Annotated in this window: 22 protein-coding genes, 1 tRNA gene and 1 other RNA gene; 11 read left to right on the top strand and 13 right to left on the bottom strand. The window is 68.6% G+C overall.

Going from position 1 to position 22,098, the window contains the following annotated elements; translation table 11 throughout:
* The first annotated feature begins 692 nt into the window (after positions 1–692).
* The 3 genes from ACFVT1_RS03850 to ACFVT1_RS03840 all read left to right on the top strand — a co-directional run bounded on the left by ACFVT1_RS03850 (position 693) and on the right by ACFVT1_RS03840 (position 2,541).
* On the top strand, positions 693–1,505 hold the full coding sequence (locus tag ACFVT1_RS03850; protein ID WP_389785769.1) for a hypothetical protein: 813 nt from the start codon (positions 693–695) through the stop codon (positions 1,503–1,505).
* Positions 1,506–1,828: 323 nt separating this feature from the next.
* Positions 1,829–2,089, top strand: coding sequence for a hypothetical protein (locus ACFVT1_RS03845; RefSeq protein ID WP_389792290.1), 261 nt, complete (start codon positions 1,829–1,831; stop codon positions 2,087–2,089).
* 62 nt (positions 2,090–2,151) lie between these two features.
* Complete coding sequence (locus ACFVT1_RS03840) at positions 2,152–2,541, top strand: site-specific integrase (RefSeq protein WP_389792289.1); 390 nt, start codon at positions 2,152–2,154, stop codon at positions 2,539–2,541.
* Between the two features lie 57 nt (positions 2,542–2,598).
* Here ACFVT1_RS03840 and ACFVT1_RS03835 read toward each other — a convergent pair whose 3' ends face one another.
* The 6 genes from ACFVT1_RS03835 to ACFVT1_RS03810 all read right to left on the bottom strand — a co-directional run bounded on the left by ACFVT1_RS03835 (position 2,599) and on the right by ACFVT1_RS03810 (position 6,586).
* Positions 2,599–2,835, bottom strand: coding sequence for a hypothetical protein (locus ACFVT1_RS03835; protein WP_389792287.1), 237 nt, complete (start codon positions 2,833–2,835; stop codon positions 2,599–2,601).
* 62 nt (positions 2,836–2,897) lie between these two features.
* Positions 2,898–3,338: a hypothetical protein gene (locus ACFVT1_RS03830; RefSeq protein WP_389792285.1), complete on the bottom strand. Its 441-nt coding sequence runs from the start codon at positions 3,336–3,338 to the stop codon at positions 2,898–2,900.
* Between the two features lie 218 nt (positions 3,339–3,556).
* Positions 3,557–4,099 (bottom strand): NUDIX hydrolase, encoded by a 543-nt coding sequence (locus ACFVT1_RS03825; protein WP_389792283.1) that lies wholly within the window; start codon positions 4,097–4,099, stop codon positions 3,557–3,559.
* Between the two features lie 5 nt (positions 4,100–4,104).
* Positions 4,105–5,226 (bottom strand): adenosylhomocysteinase, encoded by a 1,122-nt coding sequence (locus ACFVT1_RS03820; protein ID WP_389793323.1) that lies wholly within the window; start codon positions 5,224–5,226, stop codon positions 4,105–4,107.
* A gap of 521 nt (positions 5,227–5,747) precedes the next feature.
* Entirely contained in the window at positions 5,748–6,149 is a 402-nt protein-coding gene (locus tag ACFVT1_RS03815; RefSeq protein WP_389793322.1) for an ATP-binding protein, read from the bottom strand.
* Between the two features lie 8 nt (positions 6,150–6,157).
* Positions 6,158–6,586: a hypothetical protein gene (locus ACFVT1_RS03810; RefSeq protein WP_389792281.1), complete on the bottom strand. Its 429-nt coding sequence runs from the start codon at positions 6,584–6,586 to the stop codon at positions 6,158–6,160.
* A 152-nt stretch (positions 6,587–6,738) separates the two neighbouring features.
* On the opposite strand from ACFVT1_RS03810, the gene ACFVT1_RS03805 reads away from it, so the two are divergent.
* Genes ACFVT1_RS03805 through ACFVT1_RS03795 form a run of 3 tightly spaced genes read left to right on the top strand, consistent with a single transcriptional unit; the run spans position 6,739 to position 9,258 of the window.
* Positions 6,739–7,839, top strand: a complete 1,101-nt coding sequence (locus ACFVT1_RS03805) for a helix-turn-helix domain-containing protein (RefSeq protein WP_389792279.1) — start codon at positions 6,739–6,741, stop codon at positions 7,837–7,839.
* A 14-nt stretch (positions 7,840–7,853) separates the two neighbouring features.
* Positions 7,854–8,522 carry a YdcF family protein gene (locus ACFVT1_RS03800; protein WP_389792277.1) on the top strand — a complete coding sequence of 223 codons (669 nt, stop codon included), beginning with the start codon at positions 7,854–7,856 and terminating at the stop codon, positions 8,520–8,522.
* A gap of 43 nt (positions 8,523–8,565) precedes the next feature.
* A complete protein-coding gene (locus ACFVT1_RS03795; protein WP_389792275.1) occupies positions 8,566–9,258 on the top strand; it encodes a WbqC family protein in 693 nt (230 codons plus the stop codon).
* 27 nt (positions 9,259–9,285) lie between these two features.
* Here the strand turns inward: ACFVT1_RS03795 and ACFVT1_RS03790 are convergent, their stop codons facing one another.
* From ACFVT1_RS03790 to ACFVT1_RS03775, 4 genes are all read right to left on the bottom strand, one after another.
* Positions 9,286–11,019, bottom strand: coding sequence for a relaxase/mobilization nuclease domain-containing protein (locus ACFVT1_RS03790; RefSeq protein WP_389792273.1), 1,734 nt, complete (start codon positions 11,017–11,019; stop codon positions 9,286–9,288).
* A 5-nt stretch (positions 11,020–11,024) separates the two neighbouring features.
* Positions 11,025–11,576, bottom strand: a complete 552-nt coding sequence (gene mobC, locus ACFVT1_RS03785) for a plasmid mobilization relaxosome protein MobC (protein WP_389792272.1) — start codon at positions 11,574–11,576, stop codon at positions 11,025–11,027.
* Between the two features lie 320 nt (positions 11,577–11,896).
* Positions 11,897–12,742: a DUF2637 domain-containing protein gene (locus ACFVT1_RS03780; protein ID WP_389792270.1), complete on the bottom strand. Its 846-nt coding sequence runs from the start codon at positions 12,740–12,742 to the stop codon at positions 11,897–11,899.
* 250 nt (positions 12,743–12,992) lie between these two features.
* Positions 12,993–14,522 (bottom strand): DnaB-like helicase N-terminal domain-containing protein, encoded by a 1,530-nt coding sequence (locus ACFVT1_RS03775; RefSeq protein WP_389793321.1) that lies wholly within the window; start codon positions 14,520–14,522, stop codon positions 12,993–12,995.
* 275 nt (positions 14,523–14,797) lie between these two features.
* On the opposite strand from ACFVT1_RS03775, the gene ACFVT1_RS03770 reads away from it, so the two are divergent.
* The 3 genes from ACFVT1_RS03770 (at position 14,798) to ACFVT1_RS03760 (ending at position 17,536) form a co-directional block, all read left to right on the top strand.
* Positions 14,798–15,343, top strand: a complete 546-nt coding sequence (locus ACFVT1_RS03770; protein WP_389792268.1) for a helix-turn-helix transcriptional regulator — start codon at positions 14,798–14,800, stop codon at positions 15,341–15,343.
* Positions 15,344–15,473: 130 nt separating this feature from the next.
* Entirely contained in the window at positions 15,474–15,773 is a 300-nt protein-coding gene (locus ACFVT1_RS03765; RefSeq protein ID WP_389792266.1) for a helix-turn-helix domain-containing protein, read from the top strand.
* A gap of 11 nt (positions 15,774–15,784) precedes the next feature.
* A complete protein-coding gene (locus tag ACFVT1_RS03760; RefSeq protein WP_389792265.1) occupies positions 15,785–17,536 on the top strand; it encodes a tyrosine-type recombinase/integrase in 1,752 nt (583 codons plus the stop codon).
* A gap of 72 nt (positions 17,537–17,608) precedes the next feature.
* Here ACFVT1_RS03760 and ACFVT1_RS03755 read toward each other — a convergent pair whose 3' ends face one another.
* The 3 genes from ACFVT1_RS03755 to ACFVT1_RS03745 form a co-directional block, all read right to left on the bottom strand.
* Positions 17,609–18,334 carry a PaeR7I family type II restriction endonuclease gene (locus tag ACFVT1_RS03755; protein ID WP_389792263.1) on the bottom strand — a complete coding sequence of 242 codons (726 nt, stop codon included), beginning with the start codon at positions 18,332–18,334 and terminating at the stop codon, positions 17,609–17,611.
* 11 nt (positions 18,335–18,345) lie between these two features.
* A complete protein-coding gene (locus tag ACFVT1_RS03750; RefSeq protein ID WP_389792261.1) occupies positions 18,346–20,022 on the bottom strand; it encodes an Eco57I restriction-modification methylase domain-containing protein in 1,677 nt (558 codons plus the stop codon).
* A 306-nt stretch (positions 20,023–20,328) separates the two neighbouring features.
* Positions 20,329–20,416, bottom strand: a tRNA-Ser gene (locus ACFVT1_RS03745).
* Between the two features lie 133 nt (positions 20,417–20,549).
* On the opposite strand from ACFVT1_RS03745, the gene ffs reads away from it, so the two are divergent.
* Together ffs and ACFVT1_RS03735 are read left to right on the top strand one after the other, a co-directional pair.
* An RNA gene (gene ffs, locus ACFVT1_RS03740) (signal recognition particle sRNA small type) lies at positions 20,550–20,644 on the top strand.
* A 74-nt stretch (positions 20,645–20,718) separates the two neighbouring features.
* On the top strand, positions 20,719–22,098 hold a 1,380-nt coding region (locus tag ACFVT1_RS03735; RefSeq protein WP_389792259.1), incomplete at its 3' end, for a DNA polymerase III subunit gamma and tau.

Below are 22,098 nucleotides of genomic sequence, written 5' to 3'. Positions count from 1 at the left end.
GACCTGATCGTTGCCAAGCACCGTAACGGGCCCACCGCCACGATCACCGTCGCGTTCCTCGGGCACTACAGCCTGTCTGTATGCACCTCAGTTGGCCCCGGTGTACGGACCTGTTTTGGCTCCACTCGTAAGTTCGACGGGGCGTACCCACCACCCCCTGTTGCTGCGTCTTTTCGCTCGAACGGGACCGAACGAGTGGGGCCACTTCTCGTCCGTGCAGGGGGCCGGAACAAGTGTTTACAGACGCCAGCCAGTTCGCCGACATGTCCCAGACCTGATCTAGTGCCCCTGTGTGCCCTTCTGGGTGTGCGTCAGCAACCTCCGGGGTCCCTGGTTGGCGGCGGCCGAGTTCGGCTGTGAGATCGCCGTACAGGGCGGCGAGTGGCCGTGCAGGCCAGGCTTCAGGATGGACGCGCGGTCCAGGAGGGTGAGTTGGTCGGCAGGGTTCGCTGTCGCGCTGGAGGACGGCGTCCGGGCGTGCAGAGTCCGAAGCTGAGGTGTCCCGACTCCCGAGAGGTTTAGTCATCTCAGATGTCCTCTCAGCTTGACCTCTCACTCGGCCCTCCCAATGGATCTCACATTTGGCACTCACATACCCCCGCTGGTGCATCCATGATCAGGCCCCAGTCTGTCTGCTTCAACGCGGTTGAATCGTTTGGGCGTTGAATGCTGGCACAGCTACCGTCTGAGGCATGAAGACGACAACCGTAGCCATGCAGGACGTGCAGAAAAATGAGGCGACCGGACGGGACACCCGGGCGGCCATTCTGAAGCGCTCGATCCGGGCCAACGTGCCGCTGCGCAAGACCTTCGTGCAGGCGAACAAAGGGGGCGATAGCCGGCACGGGCCCCTGAGGGACTTCGTCACCGGCAGGGACCTGCGGGGTCTTCGGGCCTACCTGATGATCGTGGCCGCGTGCAGCAACGGGGACAAGGGCTGGACGACCGAGCACGACAGCGCGGTGTGGGCGCGGCTGATGGACATCCACGAGACCGCGACCAGTCAGTCGGCGCGTACGGGAGCCTGGCGTGCCCTGCGCCGGCTGGCGGACCGCACCCTCATCGAGTGTAGCCGCAGCGGCACCAAGATCAAGGTGACGCTGCTGCGCGAGGACGGCACAGGGAAGCCCTACGACCGGCCCAAGGGCGACACTGAAGAGGACCGCTTCCTGCAGATCCCCACGACGTTCTGGACGCAGGGCCGTGACGAGAAGCTGAGTCTGCCCGGCCTGGCCCTGTTCCTGGTCGTCGCCCGCGAGAACGAGAAGGACTGGGCGTCCTTCCCCGGGGACAAGGCCGACGAGTGGTACGGCTGGTCCGCCGACACTCATGAGCGCGGCCTGAAGCAGCTCGTCGAACTCGGCCTCGTCCAGAAGAAGCCCTTCAAAAAGAAGGCGCCGCTCGCGCCCGCTGGCTTCACCATCGCCCACAAGTACCAGCGTGCCCCCATCACGAAGCCGCGCAAGGCGCCGGTGAAGAAATCCGCCGCATCCGCCACCGCTTGACACAGAGCTCCAGCGGTACCGCCCGCGTCCTGCCGCTGAGACGGGGTGAGCCCGGCCGGTAACCGACTCCTTTGTTGAGTGATGAGTCCAGCTGTTCCAGCGCGGTGTGACAGCCGCTTGCGCGGCTAACCCCGCCGCGTCGCACTGTGCTGCCCGAACCCCGGACTTCACCCCGGGACACAAACGGCCGGAGTGCGTTCTGCTCCGGCCCGCTCCACACCGTGGCCGCCGATTTCGTCGGTCCACGCTGTCTGCGCACCTAGCCCGAACCCAAGGTGTGGAGCACCACCTGCTTCGCCCGTCATCCGCCCCAGGGGGAAAACATGGCCACCACTTCGAACACGACCCAGCCCGATGATGTTCCTGCACCGGTGCCCGAGCCTCCGTCCATTCCCGATCGGGCGGGGTGGGTGGTGCCGGTGACTGTGATCGGGGTGGTAGTTGCGCTGATGGCCTGCGCGTTCGGCGCGTTCCTCGTCCACGCGTACCCGGTACTCAAGGAGCCGTTGACGGTGGCCCTGAGCATCGCCACGCTGGCCGGGCTGATCGTCACCACGGTGGTGTCGCTGAACCGCAGGCGATGAACGCTGGTGAGGCGGAAGCTCCCTACTTCTCAGCATCCTCGAGGGGAGGAGGAGTAGCTGCGATGATGTCGGCGGTCAGCTGGTCGGCGTACGGGGCCGCCCAGCTCCTGCCCCGCCTCATCGGCCGCCGGACCCGCGGCCCGCTGTTCCTCCCCAACTGCAAGGCTCCGGCCGGAACGCCGGCGCTCGACGTGTGCCCGGAAACCGGCCGGGCCCGGCTCTCCTACCGCCGGGCCGAGGAGATCTCCGAGGAGAACACCCGGCTGCTGGCCAACTCGCTCGCCTCACCCGAGGACATCGAGGACCTGGACGGCTGGACCCTTCACCGGCTCCGTCACAGTGCCCTGACCCACGATGCCGAGGGCGGCACCTCCACCCCGATGCTGCTGGCCCGCTCCCGCCACGCCTCCGTCCGCTTCCTGGAGCGGTACGCCCGCCCCGGCGTCGACTGAGTCCGAGCGCATCAGGGCTTCAAGATCATCTCGTTGCCCGTTTGACGCGTATCTCGGTCACCCCCCCACCAGGCGCCGCGGCTGGCCCAGCACGTCAAGCGTGCCGTCGGGCGGAACGAGCGGCGCGGGCACCGGCCCGGGCTGCTCCGTCGCGACCGGGGCCTGGACGATCGTCTCCGCCATAACAGGGGACTCGGCGAACGACCCCCGGATACATCCGTGGTGGGAGCCGACCGTTTTCACCAGGGCCCCGGCGATGTTCCGCCACAGGTGCCAGGCGTCAGCGGCCTTCATCGCCTGCGGGGTCCCGGTTCTGGCTTCCTCGGCGTAGGCGCCGCTCCGGTCGCGGCAGACGACTATTCTTCGTCGTCCGCGTAGACGGCGATCAGCGCGTGAACCTCCGGGTCGTCCTCAATCTCTGTCCGGCCAAAGCCTACGTCCAAGGCGACAGCCCGCAGTTCCTTCGCCCCGAGGCGCTGCAACTGGGCAAGGGTCCACGGCCCGCTCTCCTCGTTGAGCCCGAGATCATCTTGACCAAGGGCGGCGAACCCGCCGTTCTGCGGGGACGGGGGAAGCTCCCGTTCCTCCGTCTCATCGTGCCAGGCGTACATCCACTCGTGCCGGACGGTCATTGTCTGCGCCCACGGAAACTCGCGCGCGCCCAGGGCTTCCACCGCCGCCACGAGTGCCTTCACGGCAGCCATCCGGCGGGTGTTGCGGATGTTCACGCGGAGCCCCTTCGGCACCGTGAACTCGAAGGTTAGCCGCAGAACGCGCGGCACATCGTTGTCTGCCACAAGAGTCCCTCTCGATGAGAAAGTCAACTGTCGCAAGAGTAGGTCAATCTCATCGAGATTAAGCAGAGTTGAGAGAATTCGTGTTGACGAAGCCGACTCGGGGGCGCTCGTGGCAGTCAGCGGGGGCGGAGCGGCGACAGCCTTCCGAACAGATTCCGGCAAAGCCGCTGGCCCAGCGGCATCCTGGCGTGCACTGGGAGTCGCTGGTTCCTGGATGGTCAGAGAAGCGCCTGGGCGACCCGTTGCCTCAGCTGCTCGTCGGCGAGAGTCTCCACCGTGCGCCACGCGGCCTCCGTGACCTCTTCGGTCTGCAGTTCGCCGATGTCGGCGGTGGTACGGAACAGGAACCGGAAATCGACGTGCTGGTGGGCGGGTTCGTCCTTGGCGGGGTTGGCGTCGATGGGGTGGATGTCGATGTGCAGCGGGATCTCGCTCTGCGGGGTGACGACGTGTGGCGGGATGCCGGTCTCCTCGGCCAGTTCGCGGCCGGCGGCCTGCAGGAGCGTGTCGTCGGAGGACTCGATGTGGCCGCCGGGCAGCAGCCATTTGCCGGTGGCGTTGTGGAGGATGTGCAGGACACGGCCGTCGCGGCCGACGAGGATCGCACCTGCGGTGACGTGGCCCGGCAGGGACTTGCGGCTGGTGAGGTCGGCGCCATCGTCGAGGAGACCCTGGACCACGGTGATCTCGCGCTTATCCTCGGGGTGCTCGTCGAGGTACGCGCTGATGGTGTTGCGGATGTGCTGGGCCGTGATGGGCATGGTGATCACCTGTTGAAGTAGGAGAGCCAGGTCGCCGCGATGGCCTCGCGGTCAGGTGCGGGGACCTCGTGGATGCCAGGAGCGAGATCTCCGCGGGTGAGCATCCTGACCGCGGCGAGGATCTCGGCCTGGATCAGGAAGATGAACGGTCCAACGCTCGCGCCGTGGATGAAGTTGACGGCATTGCCGCCGTTCGCCAGATAGAAGTAATGCCCGGTGGTCTGGTAGCGGGTGACGTGGTCGCCGACGACCGTGCGGGTGTAGACGTCCGGCAGTCCGGCGAGGTCGAGTTCGTCCTCGCTGGAGGTGACCGTGGCGACGTAGGCGCCGTTGCGCAGGTGGGAGAAGTCCTCGCCGCGCAGGGAGACCGCGCCGGTGGCGCAGAGCACCAGGCCGGCGCCGGTGAGAGCGGTCTCGCGGTCGCGGGCGACGGTGAAGCCTTGGGACAGGGCCTGGGTGCGGCGTACGGGGTTGATGTCGAAGACGGTGACCTGGACACCCTTGGCGTGCAGGAGTCGGGCGATGGAGGAGCCGAGCTTGCCGAAGCCGATCACGAGGGCGGGGCGGCCGTGGAGGATGTCGCCGCGACCGCGCAGGACGGCCTCGGTGGAGAACACGACGGACTGGCCGACGAGGTAGTCCTCGGGGTCCTTGAGCGGGGATCGGGCCACCGAGATGACGGGGCAGGGCAGTTTGTCGAGGGCTTCGTAGCGGCGGTGGCCGTTCTCGGTGTCCTCGACGACGCCGACCAGGCGGCCGGTGAAGCGGCTGTGGATGTCGGTGAGGGAGGGGGCGAAGTAGCCGCCGACGTCGAGGAGAGAGATGGATTCCCCGGCGGCCCGGGATTCGAGGTAGTCCAGAGCGGTGTCCGGGTCGGTGAACAGTTCGCGGGTCAGGGCGTCGACGGCGACGGTCCGTTCGGTCTCGCGCTGGGCAGCCACATGGATGGACTTCGGCTTGGGCAGCACCGCTGTGAGCCGGGTCATCGCGGCAACGGCGCGGACGAATGCGGGGCGCTCGGCCAGTAGGTGGGTGATCAGGAACGACGAGGTCTGCTCGTCGGGGGCGAACTGGACGGCGATCCGGGAGAAGTAGGCGTCCAGCTTGGCGCGTTCGAAGGTTTCCATGGCAGTTCCCTCTCGTCCGTACAACCGGGGCCGTGCAGGAAGTTCCAGGGGGAGCCAGCGGGTGCGGGCAAGCCCGAACAGCAGCCGGTCGGCCCCGCTTGCGGTATCCAGGTAGGTGTCGAGCTGAGGGGCGTCGGCGGACTGCGGCAACGGGTCCAGGCCGAGCAGGAGAACGGCTATGCCGGTGTCGGCGACCAGCGCCGTCCAGGCGGGGCGGCTGGGCAGCCACAGCCGGTGGGATGCGCCTGGGAATTGCAGAAACACGTGGTCGCCGATGATGTGCAGGCAGCGGCCGGCGTCCGGGACCACGTCCCCCGACCGGCCCAGTCCGCCGAGGCTGTCGGCGAGACGTCGTATGCGGACTTCAGGCGCGTCAGTGGTCCCGGGGAGAGCGGAGACAGGACTGTGGGTGATCAGAATGTGGGCGATCTCGCGGCCCTCCGGACCGGTGCCCGGCCAGCTCCAGGCGGCGAGGGAGACTAGTAGCCGAGGCTCGGGGCCGGTCGGAGTGAGGACGGCGCTCACGCGGTCGTCCCTCCCGCGGCCTTGAAGCAGGACCAAACGATCTTTCCGAGCGGTGTGCGGTCCTGTACTCCCCAGCCGTCGGCGAGCGCGGCCACCAGGACCAGACCACGTCCGGACAGGTCGGTGTCGGCGGCCTGGCGAGTCTCGGGGCACCGGCGGCGGCTATCGTGCACCTCCAGGCGTACGACGTCGTCCTCGGCGTCGAGGCGGACCAGGAATCCGTGGTCGGCGACAGTGCCGTGGACCAGTGCGTTCGTCGCAAGCTCGGAGACGCAGAGGCGGATGTCGTCGATCCGTTCCGCAAGGTCCCACCCGGCCAGGGTTACGGCGGCGAATTCCCTTGCCTGTCCAACGGATTCGGGGTGGGCCTCGAAGAAGCGCTGCACCGATTCGATCATTGTTGCCCTCATGACTCGGTCTCCAGGAGGCGGGTGGTTTCCGGGCTGTGGCGGCGGGCCGCCGTGCTGGAGGCAGTCGGCGGGCATGCGGGGTGGGACCGGCGGACCAGAAGCAGCCGGGAGCCGGCCGCCTCAATCCGCCGACCGCGTTCAGCGGCTATCGCCTTCGGGCCGAGGTGTGACGCGGCCGGGGCGAGCACGCCATAGACATCCGGCAGGGCCAACACGTCCAGCAGACCGGTGAAGGCCGCCGAGCTGGGGCCGGCACTCGCCTCGCGTTCGGTGAAGACGCCGGACAGCTCCAGCTCGTGGCTACGGCAGTACTCGGCGAGCGAGGCGACCAGCGCCTCTTGCCGAGCTTCGGAGACCCGCACCAGCCGCAGGAAGCCGTAGACGACAGGCCCGCTGACCAGGCGATGTTCCGTGAGGGGTTCCATGCGGGGGACCGTCCAAAGGGTCGACGCGTAGTGACGATCCTGAGCATGGAGGTCTCCGAACTCCCGGCCAATCACCTGCCGTTCTACTTCCGTTCCACTTTCGTCCCGCCACCCACACGCGTCTGCTTCGATGACGGTGGAAGGGAGTGAGCGTGGCAACCGTGCACCACTGGACCGGCCTGGACGCCAGGGCACTGCGTCTCGCCCTGCGTCTGAGCGTGCGGGCCTTTGCCGAGCACCTCGGCGTGGCCGTCGCGACGGTCTCGAAGTGGGAGAGCAAGCGCGCCGAAACCGAGCCCAGACCCGACACCCAGGCCATCCTCGACACTGCCCTCGGACGCGCGGACGCCGCCGCCCACCTACGCTTCGAGACGCTCCTGTCGGAGATGGCCAGCACCGTGCAAGGTGCCGGACGGCGCGTCACCCCCGCCGGCCCCCGAGCCTGGGAGTACGAATCGTGGGCGGACGACCTGGACCGCGTCGTGGTCGCGCTCTCCCGTCAGAACTTCGCCTTCGCCGACAGCCTGCTCAGCCGCTGGTTGGTGCGGTTCAACGCCCGGGAAATGGACGAAAAGGGCCTGTACCTTTTCGCCCGCTCGACCGCGCTGCTCGGTGACCTCAAACGCGACCAAGGCTCTGTGCTCGGCCCACTCTCCGCCCAGCACTCCTACGCCGGGGCTCGCGCGGTCTTCATCCAGCTCGACATTCCGCGACGTGTCGCCCAGCTCGACCTCTCCCTCGCGGTGGTCACGGAAATGTCCGGCAAGCTGGAGTTCGCCGCCCGTCACTACGAAACCCTCGCCGTCGATGACCGGCTGTCCCGTCGCGACCGTGCCAGGGCCCGCCTGTGGGTGGGTACGGCGCTCAGCAAGAACGGTCGGCACGACTACGCGACCCGTGTCATGCAGGCCGCGACCCGCGATTTCGAGGACCTCACCGAACCCGACGACTGGTCGGTCGCCCATCAGAAACTCGCCCTCGCCCGCCGTGGTGCCGGCGACCTCACCCAGGCCCTGCACTTCATCGACATCGCCCGCAGCAGCGGGGCCGCGGACTCTCCGATGCAACGTGTACGGCTGGACACCGCTCATGGCCACATCCTGCTCTCCGACGCGGCGACCCGGGATGATGGACTCCTCGTCCTCGATCAGGCCGCCCGCACGGCCGCGCAGTACGGACTCGTGCACCAACTACGCAGTATCGAGGGCATCAAGGCCATGAACGAGGGGCCGACCGGCCCCCGGCGACGGTGACCAGGGAGAGACGCGTGAGCGACAACCAGCAGGCCATCACCGAGGATCAGCGGCACCGGGCCGTGCTGATCTGGGACTACCACCAGATGCACCACCAGCTGCGGCCCGTGGACGTGGCGATCGGGCTGGGCAGCCATGATCTCGGTGTGGCGACCCACTCCGTCGAGCTCTACCGCGCCGGGCTGTTCTCGACCCTGGTCTTCACTGGCGGCAACAGCCCCACCACTGCCAAGGTCTTCCCGCGCGGCGAGGCCGTCCACTTCCGTGAGCATGCCATCGCCCTCGGCGTCCCCGCCGAGACGATCCTGCTGGAACCGGAGGCTGGCAACACCGGGCAGAACGTGACTCTCTCCCGAGAGGTCCTCGCCGCCGCCGGCATCACCCCGACGACGGTGATGCTGGTCTCCAAGCCCTACATGGAACGGCGGTCGTTCGCGACCGCACGCAAACTGTGGCCCGACGTCGAGATCCTCTGCGCGTCGGAGCCGCTGGAGTTCGACGACTACGTGAAGTCCATCGGCGACGAGAAGCTCGTCCTGGACATGCTCGTCGGCGATCTCCAGCGGGTCATCGAGTATCCGAAGCTCGGATTCGCCATCGAGCAGGAGGTCCCGGAGGACGTGCATGCAGCGTACGAATCCCTCATCCATGACGGCTTCACCAGCCGTCTCATCTCTTCCTGACCTGCCCGAGCCGGGCGGGCTGTGCGCAATTCACCAGCCCAATATGTTCCCGAGACTGACCACACTGGCCAAACTGTTCGCGGCGGACTACTGGATCGTCCTGGACGACGTCCAGTTCACCCGCCGCGACTACCAGCACCGAGCCCGCCTCGGTGCCCTCGACGAACCGGATCGTCGGCAATGGCTCACCGTCCCCACACACCTTCCCCAAGGACGGCCGACTCTCATCCGGGAGGCGCTGATCGACGATCCTGACCGGGCCCGCCGGAAAACTGCGGCGATGCTGCGGCAGTACTACGGTGCGAGGCCTTACTGGCCTGTGCTCGCACAGGCTCTGGCCCCAGTACTGGAAGCCTTTGGCACAGGCAGGACCGCCATAGTTGCCGAGATCTCCACCCGTGCTCTGCTCGGTCTGCTCGGCTGGCAGGGCCGGATCCTGACCAGCAGCGATCTTCCCGCCAGGCCGGGCCGCTCCCAGCGACTTGCTGATCTATCTGCCGTCACTGGCGCCCGCGCGTACGTGTGCGGGACCGGCGGCATGACGTATCTCGACCCGGCGCTGTTCGCCGCCGAAGGCATCGCCGTCCTGCCGTTCCAGCCTCCGATGACCCACATCTGGTCCTCCGGCCGAAGTCTCAGCTCGCTGTGGGCGTTGGCGGCACTCGGCCCGCAGGAGGTGGCCGCCCGCATGCAGCGGCTCGCATTCGACCACGGCCTGATGGCGGCTGCCGCTTGACCGCTGCCTGTTCGTGTGTCGTCCGGATCAGCGGTGTGGGCGGGTCGGACGGCTCGTGGGAGTCGCGGCCGGCTTCGACGGCTGGTCGGTGGAGGAAGAGACACCGAAGGCTGCTGCGGTAGTGCTTCGCATGCGGGCTGCCTCGGCACGGCGGTTGGGCGCGGGCTCGCGACTCATGTGCTGGATGCGAGTGATCAGGACTCGGGCGGGCTGGTGGGCGGTGCCGAGCTCTCGGCGGGCGGCGGCTTCCTTGACGAGTTGGTGGGGTTGGTGGCCGCCGGCTTCGGCGTCGGCGAGGACGGTGGCGAGGGCGGGCCAGCTGGGGTCGGCGAGTATCCGCTCGGCGTGTTCCGGGATGGCGGCGCGTACGTCGTGGGCCAGGGTGCGACGGGCCTCCTCCTTGGGGAGTCGGGCTTCGAGTGCGGTGAGCGTCGGGGCGAGTGCGCTGTCCGCTGCCGACTGGAGATGCTGGACGGCTTGCCTCGCGGCGTCGGCCTGGTGGGCGTGCCCCTTGGCCTCGTGCCAGCGTCCGGCGACGATGACGGCCCAGACGAGTGCGGCGGTCAGGGCCGCGAGAGCGCTGCCATCAGGGCCGCTGGCAGCGTGGGCGATGTGGCGAGCCGCGGTTCGCAGAGCGTGGGCGGCGTGGTCTTCCGCCCGGATCTGCGAGCGCTGGGCACGGGCGAATGCCTGGCCGGCCGCTCGCAGTTCGGCGCGGAGAGCAACGGGGGCCTTCTGCGCGGTGGCTTCGATCAACTCGCCCAGGGCACTGATGTTCGCCTGCATCCGGGCGTCCCGGCGGTCGTCGGCGCTCGTGTCGCTGGCCTCTGTGCGGAGGCCGTCGAGGGCGTCGGTGGCCTGGTGCCAGGGGGTGGCGGGTCGGCTGCGGCGGGCTGTGGGGTGTTCCTCGGGCGCGGTGGTCTCCAGGCGGGCCCGGAGCTTTGGCAGGGAGAGGTCGGGGGCGATCTTTCCGCCGGCGTGGAAGATCTGCTCGCCGTTGCCGGTGAGGTCGCCGGGGCGGCCTGCCTTGTAGCCGAGGAGGTCGCCGGAGGGGCCTCGGCGGTCCTTGATCTCGACGCCGTCGGCTTCGAGGTAGGCGAGGAGTTCCTCGACGTCGCTGGCGTGGGGGATGGCGGCGCGGATGCGGTCCTGGAGCCACTGGCGGCTGGTCTGTTCCCACCCGAGACGCTCGGCTTTGTGCATCTCGGCCTGGGTGGGGCGGCGGGTGCCGGTGCCGTCGCCCTGCTTCAGTTGCCGCAGGCCGTAGTCCTTCTCGATCCGGCGGCATTCGTCGCCGACGCGGATACCGCTGCCGTGGAGTTGGGGTCGGCGGCCGTCCTCGCGGACGGTGGTGGCGAGGATGTGGATGTGGTCGTCCGCGTGGCGGACGGCGATCCACCGGCAGGCGAGGTCGTCGCCCGCGGGGGCGATGCCGGCGGCGGCCACGATGCGCTGGGCGACGTCCGCCCACTCGGCGTCGGAGAGCGGGCGGTCCTCGGGCGCGGTGCGGACCGGGCAGTGCCAGACGTGGTCGGTCACCGGCCTGCCGAACTCGGTGTTCCGCAGGCGTACGGGTTCGTCGAGGTGGCGGGCGAGCTGGGTGAGGGTGACGTTCTCCTCGCGGCCGGGGTCGGGCATGCCGAGCATGGCGAATCCGGCGACGAGGTGCGGGTCGAGGTGTTCGTCGTGGCGGCCGGGCCCGTAGAGGTAGGCAAGCAGGCCACGGGTGTTGGAGCCGGCGGGCTTGATGGCGGCGATCATCGCGGTCAGACCTCCGTCGGGTCGGCGGGCTCGTGCAGGGCCTCGGCGATCACTCGCAGCAGGTGGAGGAGTTCGTCCAGGCGCTCGCGGAGGTCTATGGGGGTGACGTCGCTGTTGAGGGCGCGGGCGATCTGGTTGACGTTGACGCCGATGCGGTGGAGGTGACGCAGGACCTGGGCGCGGAACTCGTGCAGCCGCCGGCGGTCCTCGGACAGGGGCAGGTGCACGACGAAGCGCCCGTAGAGGAAGGCCAGCACGACATCGGCGGCGAGGCCGGACACGCCCCGGTAGCCGTGCTCGGCGGCAGCCGCTTCGAGCAGGGCGAGCTCCTCGCCGACGAAGCGCAGGGGACCGACGCGCTTGACCCGCTTGTGACCGTTGAAGCGGCGGTTCGCGGGCTGGACGCCCTTCGCGGCGGGCTCGGCGACTACGGTCTCGGTGAGGTGCGCGGGGTGCAGGATCACGCGCTGGGCGGCGTGGAGCGTGTCCAGGTCGGGGCCGCCCTCGGTCCCGGCCTCCCGGTCCGGCGCCCCCTGGCGCCGGCCCGCCTCCGCCACCCCTGGGGCGGAGATCCCCGAAGACCGGCCAAGAGTCGGACTCGGGGTACTACTGGCTCCGCCAGGAGCCGTCCGTCCGAACGCCCGCCGCAGACGTTCCTTCAGCGTAGGCGCCTTCGTCAGTGTCAGCGGCGAGCCTATGTCGGCGTCGGGGAGATACGGGTCATGGGTCACGGATAGCGCTCCGGAGAAGTGCGGGCGGGATGAACGGCGTGCGGGGCCACGGCTACGGCCGTAAGTGGGAATGAGCGATCAGGCGGAGGCGCGGGGGGATCGCCCTGACCGGTGGCCGGAGGAGTTCCGGCCACCGGTCAGGGCGATCAGTCAACGTTCCGACCGGCGCCGGGTTCCGACCGGAGGATTTCCATGACCTCGGTCAGCCTCTGGCCGCCGACCGTGTGCCCTTGTCCCCGTATGGCCTGTTGGACGATGCCCCGTGTGAGCTTGCGCTTCTCGGCCGCTGCGATCCGCCCGATCTCGACCAGTTCCTCGACCGTTGCGCTGACCGGCCGGCCGCCTCGCGCAAGGCTCTTCGAGATCCCGGGCGGCGCGATCCGGTAGCCGGATGCGGTGGCTTGCGGTTGTTCGATGGATGCGAGCGGCAGGGCAGGCGATTCCGACGTCTCGACGGAACCGGTCGCGGGGCAGTCGGAAGCCCGGTCGACCAGTTGGTGGATCTGCCGCATCAGCACTCCGAAGGCCAGGAGGGCTGCGGTCGGAGGGACCGCCGCGACCACGTAGTCGAGCAGGGGTGCGACGTTCTCGTGGCCCGTGCCGCTCACTCCGGCCACGTTGAGCGCAATGGATCCGGCCGATCCGATGGCGGTCAGACCGACCGCCCACCAGTCGGTCACCCGGCGAAGGCCGGCGCGGAGCATCAGCAGTTCGCCCGAGACGATGAAGGCGTCCAGGGTCGCGGGCCAGGCCCATTGCCGGACCGGAGAACTTCCCAGTCCATGCTGCCCGGCTACCTGGGCGAGGTGTGCGTAGGAGAGCCAGAAGCCGCCTGCGGTGAGGGCGATGATGACGGTTCCGGCCGCGGCGAGGGCGTATCGCTCGGCGGCGTGCTGAGGCGTTGCTTCTCGCCTCGTGTCCCGGACGCGGCGGGCACGGGGCGTCTCGTGAGCCTGCTGGGGGGTGTCGTGAGGTATGGCGGATGTGGTCATGCGGGGGTTCTCCGAGGTGGTTCTGCGGAGGCGATCACGGCGTTCACGGAGGGGGCGTACACGTGAGCCCCCTTCTAAAGGGGGGCTCACGCGTGAACGCTGGCGGGCGTGTACGGCGTGAACGATCGCGTGATCGTCTGACCTGGGGTTTTGTTCGTTACGTGTACGCCTGCGGTGCGGCGTGGGCCGGTGGCCGGGGGGAGGGGCGCGTGTACGCCCTCGTGTACGGTCCCTGCGTCTGGCGGTGAGGTCAGGAGACGGCGCCGATATGGCGGACCGAGGCGCGGTAGCGGGTCTGCTGGCCGCCTCCGGTTCCTCCTGCGGCTCCTTCGGCCTTGTCCGCGAGACCGGCCTTGACGAGGCGGTCCAGCGTGCGCCTGGCCTTTTCGGTGGCGGAGCGCTCCGGGTTGTTCTGGCCGCTCTGGACCATGGCGAGTTCGCGCACGGTCAGGCCGTCGGGCCGCTGTCGGAGGATGGCGACCGGGTCGAGGGCCGGGTCGAGCGTCGAGGTGCCTCGTTCGTGGTCGTGGATGACCTGGAGGGGGCCGATCTCGCCGGTGGGTGTCTTGAGGTGGTGCAGGGTGACAGCGAGGTCGCCGGCCTCCCCGGAGACGAAGAGGACACTGCCGGCGCCGGAGGTGATCCAGGTGGAGCCGTAGACGCGGTCCAGGGTGGGCTTCTGGGCGCGTGGGGTCCCCTCGGTGGCCTTGCGCTGGTGGTGGAGCTCCATGATCTCGACGCCGTTGCGCATGGCTCGCTGGCGGGCGTTGTTGTAGGCGACGCCGAGGGCGTCGTCGACCAGCGTGCTCACCGCGTCCTTAAGGCTGTCGATCACGATGGTGTCGGCCTGGTGAGCGGAGGCGAGGTCCGCCAGGAGGTTGGGCTCCTTGTCCAGCGTGGCGGGCAGAGGGCCCTGCCAGACAGCGAGACCGTCGCGCAGACGCTGCTCGTGCTCGGGTCCGACGCTGCGGGCCATGGCGCGGGCGATCTGCTTGTACCGGTCCAGCGCCAGGTACAGCACTCGCCGACTCGGTGCGACCGGCATGTCCAGGACGCTGTCCGCCAGGCCCAGGCGGGCGAGGATCACCTGATGCGCCAGCGTGGTTTTCCCGACGCCGGGTGCTCCGACGATCATCAGGCTCTCGCCGGAGGACCAGGCCGTCTGCTCGCGAGTGCCCCACAGCGGCTCCGTGTCGGCGCCGGTCTCGGTGACGAATCGCCATCCGTCGGTGATGAAGTGGGAGAGTCGGCCCTGGCCGGAGGCGAGTGCGCGCTCGCGCTCGATTCGGACCTCCGACTCGACCTCGCTGCGGAGGGCGTCCGGGTCGGCACCCGGCTCCATCGCGCGCTGGGCGGTCCGGATGCCGGAGGCGCGCAGGCGGCGCAGATCGGCCGTCCGGCGCACGATGCCCGCGTAGTAGACGGCGCTGCTGACCGAGGGGACGGCGTCGGCGAGGCGGTGGACGTGCATCGCTCCCCCCACCCGTTCCAGGTCGTCCTGTGCGCGCAGTTGGTGTGACAGGGCGATGGGGTCGGTCGGCTTGTCCTCGCTGTGCAGAGTGAGGACGGCCCGCCAGACCGTCTCGTGGGCGGGGCGGTAGAAATCGGCCGGGTCGAGCAGCTGACGTACCTCGTCGATCACCGCCGCTTGGAACATGCAGGCCCCCAGCACGGCGGCTTCGGCGTCCGCGTCGTGGGGCGGAACCGCGGTGACGTCGCCCACCGGGGGCTGGCGGCCGTCTCCTTCCAGGTGTGGCGCGTTCGGCCGGGGGTCGTCCATACTGGACATGGAACTCCTCAACTTGCGGGCCGTATGGGACGGCGAATCCCAGGCCACGCGGGTCAATCGTTCAGGGATGGGTGGTTACGAGAGTTCGTGCTTGGCCCCCGACGTTCGTAGCGTCGGGGGCTTTTTGCGTTCACCCCGGTTCGGGGGTGGACGTCCACAGTACCTGACGTTTTCGGAAGCGCAATGGTTGCATTCTGCTCCGGAATGGTGTTTAGTTTTCACCATCGCCCCGGCTGTCCGCCGGGCCCTGTCGAGGAGGTGCAGTAATGAGCGGTGAAGAAGGCGCCTCCCGCGCGGGGCCGGACCGGCCGCTGGCCGAGGACCATGTCGCCGAGCGCATCAAGCTCGAACGCGAGGCGCGCGGATGGAGCACGGTCACCCTTGCCGAGCAGATGGCCGAGGCCGGCCATCCGGTCAACCAGTCCGCGATCTGGCGCATCGAGAGCGGGAAGCCCCGGCGACGGGTCAACCTCGACGAAGCGCTCGGCTTCTGCAAGGTCTTCGACCTGACCTTCGACGAGCTGACAAGCCCGCCCGGCCAGCTCGCCAATCCGCTGGTCCGCCGCCTGGTCGGCGAGTACGTCGCGAGATGGAGAGAGTGGCGGGCCCTGGGTAAGGACATGCAGCGCATCCAGGACGAACTCGCGGAGTACACGAAGGCGAACCCCAACCAGGAAGACATGGTCAAGGCCCTACTGACCCACGAGCTGGCCGTTGCCTCGAACGGCGAGTTCCATCACCACCTCGGTGCCCCGACACGGCTCCGCAGTTACCTCGGCGAGCGCATGGACGCGCCGACCGAACAGAGCTGACGCGACCCCTCGCTGCTACGAACAGCGAGGACTCGTCGTGTCCAGCTCCATCTCTTCACGCCCATCCCTGAACGACTTGCCGGCCAAACGGGATTCGCCGTCCCATGGCCCGCCAGGAGAGGACCCTCCCTTGCGCCGAAACGATCTTCCGCTTGCCCAGATAGCCGACCTGCTGGACGTCCCCGAGGACGACCTGCGGGACCTGCTGTCCGGACGCCGTCCCCCCGAGGGGGACACCACCCTCGTCGCCCTCACCGTCGCCGAGGCGGCGCGACGCATCGGTGTCGGCCGCACGAAGCTGTACGAGTACGTCACCTCCGGCGAGATCGCCTCGGTGAAGATCGGAAGCTTGCGCCGTATCCCAGCGGAGGCGGTGAACGACTTCCTGGCCCGGCGCCTCACGGCCGGCGACTTCGGGGCCGCAGCATGACCGGGGGCGGGATGGCGAAAGGCCGTCAGCCCAACGGCGCCTCGTCCATCTACCTCGGCAAGGACGGCCGCTGGCACGGCCGCATCACCGTCGGCGTCAAGAACGACGGCTCGCCGGACCGGCGCCACGTCAGCCGCAAGACCCGTGCGGAGGTCACTAAAACCGTTAGGGAGCTGGAGCGGCAGCGGGACAAAGGCGCGGTACGCAAGGCCGGTCAGAGCTGGACGCTCGCGACCTGGCTCACCCACTGGGTCGAGAACATCGCAGCGCCGAACGTCTCCGAGAACACCATCGACGGCTACCGCGTCGCGGTGAACCACCACCTCGTCCCCGGCCTGGGCGCCCACCGCCTGGAGAAGCTGGAGCCGGAACACCTGGAGCGCTTCTACAAGAAGATGCAGGAGACCGGCAGCGCCGCCGGCACGGCCCATCAGGTGCACCGCACTCTCCGTGCCGCTCTCAACGAGGCCGTGCGCCGGGGGCACGCCATCCGAAACCCGGCGACGATCGCGAAGGCCCCGCGCCTCGAAGAAGACGAAGTCGAGCCGTACTCCGTCGAGGAGGTCCAGCGCCTCTTGGCGGAGGCAGGGAAACACCGCAATGCGGCCCGCTGGATCATCGCCCTGGCCCTCGGTCTCCGGCAGGGCGAGGTCCTCGGCATGCAGTGGACCGACGTCGACTTCGAACTCGGAGTCATCCGCGTCCGACGAGGCCGCCTGCGGCCCCGCTACGAGCACGGCTGCGGCAACCGCTGCGGGCGCAAGCCCGGCTTCTGCCCGCAGAAGATCAACGTCCGACGCGAGACCAAGAGCGTGAAGTCACGGGCCGGGCAGCGGCCTATCGGTGTACCGGACGAGCTGATGGCCCTGCTCCGTCGACACAAGGAGGAGCAGGGCCGAGAGCGCGCTCTCGCTCGGGACCTCTGGACGGAGAAGGAGTACGTCTTCACCTCACCAATCGGCGAACCCTTGAACCCGAACACCGACTTTCACCGGTGGAAGGACCTGCTGAAGGCAGCGGGGGTGCGCGACGGCCGCCTTCACGACGCCCGTCACACGGCGGCCACGGTTCTGCTCATTCTCGGGATCTCCGATGCTGTCGTCGACAGCATCATGGGCTGGGAGCCCGGTAAGTCCGCTCGGATGCACCGCCGTTACCAGCACATGACCGGTCCCGTCCTGCAGCAGACCGCCGCCAAGATTGGAGCCCTGCTGTGGGCCGCGCCTGCGGACGTGGCGGTGCAGGCCGAACTCGGGTCCGCCGGGAGCTCCGGCTCTACCTCGGTCGACTCAGCGGTCTACCTCGCCGACCTCGGTGGCCGACGTCTGGCCTTCGCCTCCCGAGAGCACGCGGAGCAGGTGGCTGCCCAGTGGGGCGAGGACCGGCCCGGTCGAGCGGCTCGGGTCGAGGAGATGGAGCGGGAGCAGTGGGAGGTCGGGGCGGGTGGCGGCACCCAGTCGATCCGCCACGCGATCCCTGACCGCCGGATGGTGCACCACGCCCACGCCGTGTTCCTGGCAGGCGGCGAACGGCTCAATGTCGGAAGTCCTGCCCGATGGTCGACGTGGGCATGGGACTTCGAGCCCGACCTGTACACGGACCTGCCGGTGCGCTGGCACACTTCGCGTCGGCCCGGCCAGGAGATCGAGGCCCACGTGCGTGGCACGGACGAGGACGCGGTCTCGTCTGCCTACGTGGAGGCGTGCGCACAGGCTGTGGACCGGGCGCGTAACCCCGCCACGTACGGCGACGGGCAGAGGTAAGGGTCCTCGCCCCTACGAGGGCATCCGAATGTGGGGCCTCGACCGGGTCGGTCGGGGCCCCGTTCGTCTTTCCTAGCCGGGGATCCCGAGCTCCGTCAGGTACGTGAGGCGGGCGTTTATGGCAGCCGAGAAGTGCCGCCAGTCAAGGCTGTTCACCAGTTCGACGGGCTTGGGGTCCTCGGCTGAGGACGTGACATAGCAAGCGGCGTCGTACAGCTGCTCGGCCACAAGGCGCTCGCAGAAGATCCCGAACCGGTCCTGATACGAGGTGCCGTGCCAGATTGAATCGGCAGGCAGCGCGCCTTCCGCGATGCTGACCGGCCTCCGAGAGCCGCTGCCGTCCTCCATGATGAAGAAGTAGCCGAGCCAGGGCTTCTCCTTCGGATACAGCTCGGCCAAGGCGGCCCGTCGCAGATCCACCGCGCTGCCGAGTGCTTCCTCAACCCGGTTGTTGTAGTTGTTTCCGAACGACGGCCCACCGAGGGCCTTCAGTTCGAAAGCCGCAACCAGCGCTCCCTCGTGGACCACCACGAGGTCCCACTGTTTCTGGGGGCGGTAGTAACCGGGGAGTTCCAGACCTTGTTTCTTGGTGACCCGGATGCTCTCGGGCGGGTAGCCGGCTTCGAGGAAGAACTTCGACAGGAGGATCGCGATCGCGTCGAAGTGCTTACCACCGCGCACGGAGCCGGCGGTGCCGGCGCCGACCGCGGCCTTGATCGCGGACTGCTCCCGCTGCAGCTGCTTGGCGCCCCAATAGGTCGCTATCGCGTCCTCGAAGTCCTGGCGGGTGACCGTCAAGATCCGCTCTCCTAGTCAGGAAGCTCGGCAAGTCCGTAGACGCGCAGGGCGGCCTCCGTGGCGGCCCTCACGTCTCGCTTGTCGAAAGCTGCCGCCAGGGCTTCTCGGTCGCGCTCGCTGATCGTTTCCGGGTCTGGGACCCGGATCTTGCGGAGGTACTGAGCCTGGAAGCGGAGGGTCCCCCCTCGCATCTTGACCGCGTACGCCTCCACGAATGCTTCCGCGACCTTGGAGAGTAGGAGACCACCCAGCACGCGCATGTCCCAGACGTCCGAGACGATGAAGTACAGGTTGTGGTGAGGGTACAGTCCGCCCTCGTCGAGTACCGGATGGATCGTCAGCTTCATGTCCGGGAGCAGCAGCTTGGGCCGCCGAGTCAGCGCCTGATCGACCTTGTCGATGGTTTTGTACCAGCGGTGTGGCTGCTTGACCGCCACGTAGCGCTTGCGCAACGCGGCTCCGTGTTCGTCGAGATACCTGGCAAGCCGGGGATACGCGGCGAGGTCGACCAGATCGCCTTTGGTCGTCCAGGGGTTGACCAGGTAGGTGCCGTTCCAGTTGAGCGTGCCGCTCGTGGTGTCGCGGACCATGGCCATCGGCAGGAGCCGGTCGTCTTCGATCAACGTGCCGTCCTCGGTGAGGAAGACCTTGTCCGCTCCCGTGGCGATGCCGATGCCGACTCGGGTGCCGGACTTCTTGCTCTCAAGCAGGTGGAAGCGCTCTGTCAGCTCCTCGAGGACTGCCAGTCGTGCAGGTGAAGCACTCGGCCAGGAGTCCTCGTCCGGGAACCAGTGCGGCATCCGAGCGGCCTGGAACGCTGGTGTCGTGATCGACTCTGTCTGGTCAGTCGCGTACCAGCGTGCGAAGGCGGTGGCCTCAGGAGCACCGAAGGCTCGCGTGGTGTCCGCTGCCACAGCGGTGCCTTGGGGTCGCTTGCTGATCAGCGTGATGGCGGGGTACGCGGAGACCTGGTCGTCGAAGGCGTCCACATCGTGCATGACCAGAGCCAGGTTCATGCTGAAGCTCTTGGTTACCAGGTGGCGCAACTGCCGACCGTACTGATTGCGCATCCAACGGTCCGCGCAGATGAAGCCCAGCTGTCCGCCTGCCCCGAGGCTTCGGAGTGCGACTTCGAAGAAGCCGACGTAGATGTCTGCGCGACCGCCCATGGTGGGGCACGCGTGACGGTAGACCGCCATCCTGTCCGCGGGAACGTCCTCCAGGCGGATGTAGGGCGGGTTGCCGACCACGTAGTCCGCGTGCTGGGTCCCTTCAGGCTGGAGTAGGTAGTCACCCTGCTCGACCCAGGCCGCCGCCACCTGCTGGGCATCTGTGGGGTTCCAGCCGTCGTCGACCAAGTGCTGCTCGACGACTTCGCGGCTCCTGCGGACGTTGCGTTCCAGTAGATCGAGCGCCCGCACGGCATGGCTTGCGTCACTGATGGGACGGTTTTGCTCGCGGCAGGATGCGCTGATCCGCGAAGCCACGGCTCCTAGAAAGGCTCCTGAACCGCAGGCCGGCTCCACGAGCTTCAGGTCGCAGAGGGCTTTGTCAGAGGTGTAGCCCACAAGGTTGAGGATCAGATCGACGACCCAACGCCGCGTGAACACCTCGCCGTGCTCCACGGCCTCCTCGGGGACTGAGGGGAGGGTGTGGAGGGCGGTGTCGAAGAACAGGGGAGTGGCCACGTCTTGACACTACTAGGGAGGATTTCGGCCACGAGAGTTATCCACAGGGGCGCTCGCGCTCAACGGAGTGATCTGTTCCATCTGCGGAGCATCGGGCCCGTGGGATCGACATCCACTCGTACCCATGATCAACGGGAGCGCGCTCTGGCTCGTCGGCCGTGAGGGGGTGCGCGGCGGAGGAGAGCGGACCAGCAACCGAGCCGACGCGTCGCCTCGGAGCAACTGAGACCAAAACTGAGACCATCAACGTCGAAGGGCCCCACCGCAAGCGGTGGGGCCCTTCGACGTATTGCCCGGTGAGAGCAATGGCGGAGGATACGAGATTCGAACTCGTGAGGGGTTGCCCCCAACACGCTTTCCAAGCGTGCGCCCTAGGCCACTAGGCGAATCCTCCGCGGCAAACAATACAAGACGTTGAGGAGTGCTCGCGAACCCGTTCCCCTCGGACGTCCGCTCGGGCTCCTCCGGGGTGGTTCGGGGGGTGGGGCTGTGGACCGGGAGGGGCGGGGATCGGCTAGGGTGGGGGGCAAGCCCCTCACGTGGCGCTATCTGACTGAACTCCCCCAGGGCCGGAAGGCAGCAAGGGTAGGTCGGCTCTGGCGGGTGCGTGGGGGGCCTTTGTGTTTCCGGGGCGCCGGGCGACGTCTCGTCCCGGTCCGGGGCCGGTTGTCGGTCCGCCCGGATAACCTCGTAGGTGTGTCGTCCCTTGCGCTGTACCGCCGCTATCGCCCCGAGTCGTTCGCCGAGGTCATTGGGCAGGAGCATGTCACTGACCCGCTGCAGCAGGCCCTGCGGAACAACCGGGTCAATCACGCGTACCTGTTCAGCGGTCCGCGCGGCTGCGGCAAGACGACCAGCGCGCGCATTCTGGCCCGCTGCCTGAACTGCGAGCAGGGGCCGACGCCCACACCGTGCGGGGAGTGCCAGTCCTGCCGGGACCTCGCGCGCAACGGGCCGGGATCGATCGACGTGATCGAGATCGACGCCGCGTCGCACGGTGGTGTGGACGACGCCCGTGATCTGCGGGAGAAGGCGTTCTTCGGGCCCGCGTCGAGTCGTTACAAGATCTACATCATCGACGAGGCGCACATGGTCACATCGGCGGGGTTCAACGCCCTGCTGAAGGTGGTCGAGGAGCCGCCGGAGCACCTCAAGTTCATCTTCGCGACCACCGAGCCCGAGAAGGTCATCGGCACGATCCGGTCGCGTACGCACCACTACCCGTTCCGTCTGGTTCCGCCGGGCACGCTGCGCGACTACCTCGCCGAGGTCTGCGCCAAGGAGAACAGCCCCGTCGAGGACGGCGTGCTGCCGCTCGTCGTGCGGGCCGGGGCCGGGTCCGTGCGTGACTCGATGTCGGTGATGGACCAGCTGCTGGCCAGTGTGGGCGACGACGGTGTGACCTACGCCATGGCGACCTCGCTGCTCGGTTATACGGACGGCTCGCTGCTCGACTCCGTCGTGGACGCCTTCGCGGCGGGTGACGGGGCCGCGGCGTTCGAGGTCGTGGACCGGGTGATCGAGGGCGGCAACGACCCGCGCCGCTTCGTCGCCGACCTCCTGGAGCGGCTGCGCGACCTGGTGATCCTCGCCGCCGTGCCGGACGCCGGGGAGAAGGGCCTGATCGACGCCCCCGCCGATGTCGTCGAACGGATGCAGGCTCAGGCGTCCGTCTTCGGCGCCGCCGAGCTGAGCCGCGCCGCCGACCTGGTCAACGAGGGGCTGACGGAGATGCGCGGGGCGACCTCGCCGCGCCTTCAGGTCGAGCTGATCTGCGCCCGGGTGCTGCTGCCCGCGGCCTTCGACGACGAGCGTTCACTGCAGGCCCGGCTCGACCGGCTGGAGCGCGGTGCGTCCTTCGCGACCGCCGGTACGGGGCCCGCCATGGGGTACGTACCCGGGCCGGAGGCCCTGGCCCATGCCCCGGCCCCCACCCCCGTCGCACCGGCCGTGCAGCCCGGCGCCGGGCTGCATGCCGCGCGCGCGGCGGTACGGGGGGAGACGTCCGTTCCCGCGGCGCCGCCCGCACCTGCCGCGGCGGTGCCCCCGGCGACCGTGCAGCCCGCAGCGCCCGCC

The organism is Streptomyces sp. NPDC057963, assembly GCF_042887155.1.
Classification (GTDB): Bacteria; Actinomycetota; Actinomycetes; order Streptomycetales; family Streptomycetaceae; genus Streptomyces.
Note: the sequence above shows the minus strand (reverse complement) of the source record. Positions and strands in the feature narration are given on the sequence as shown.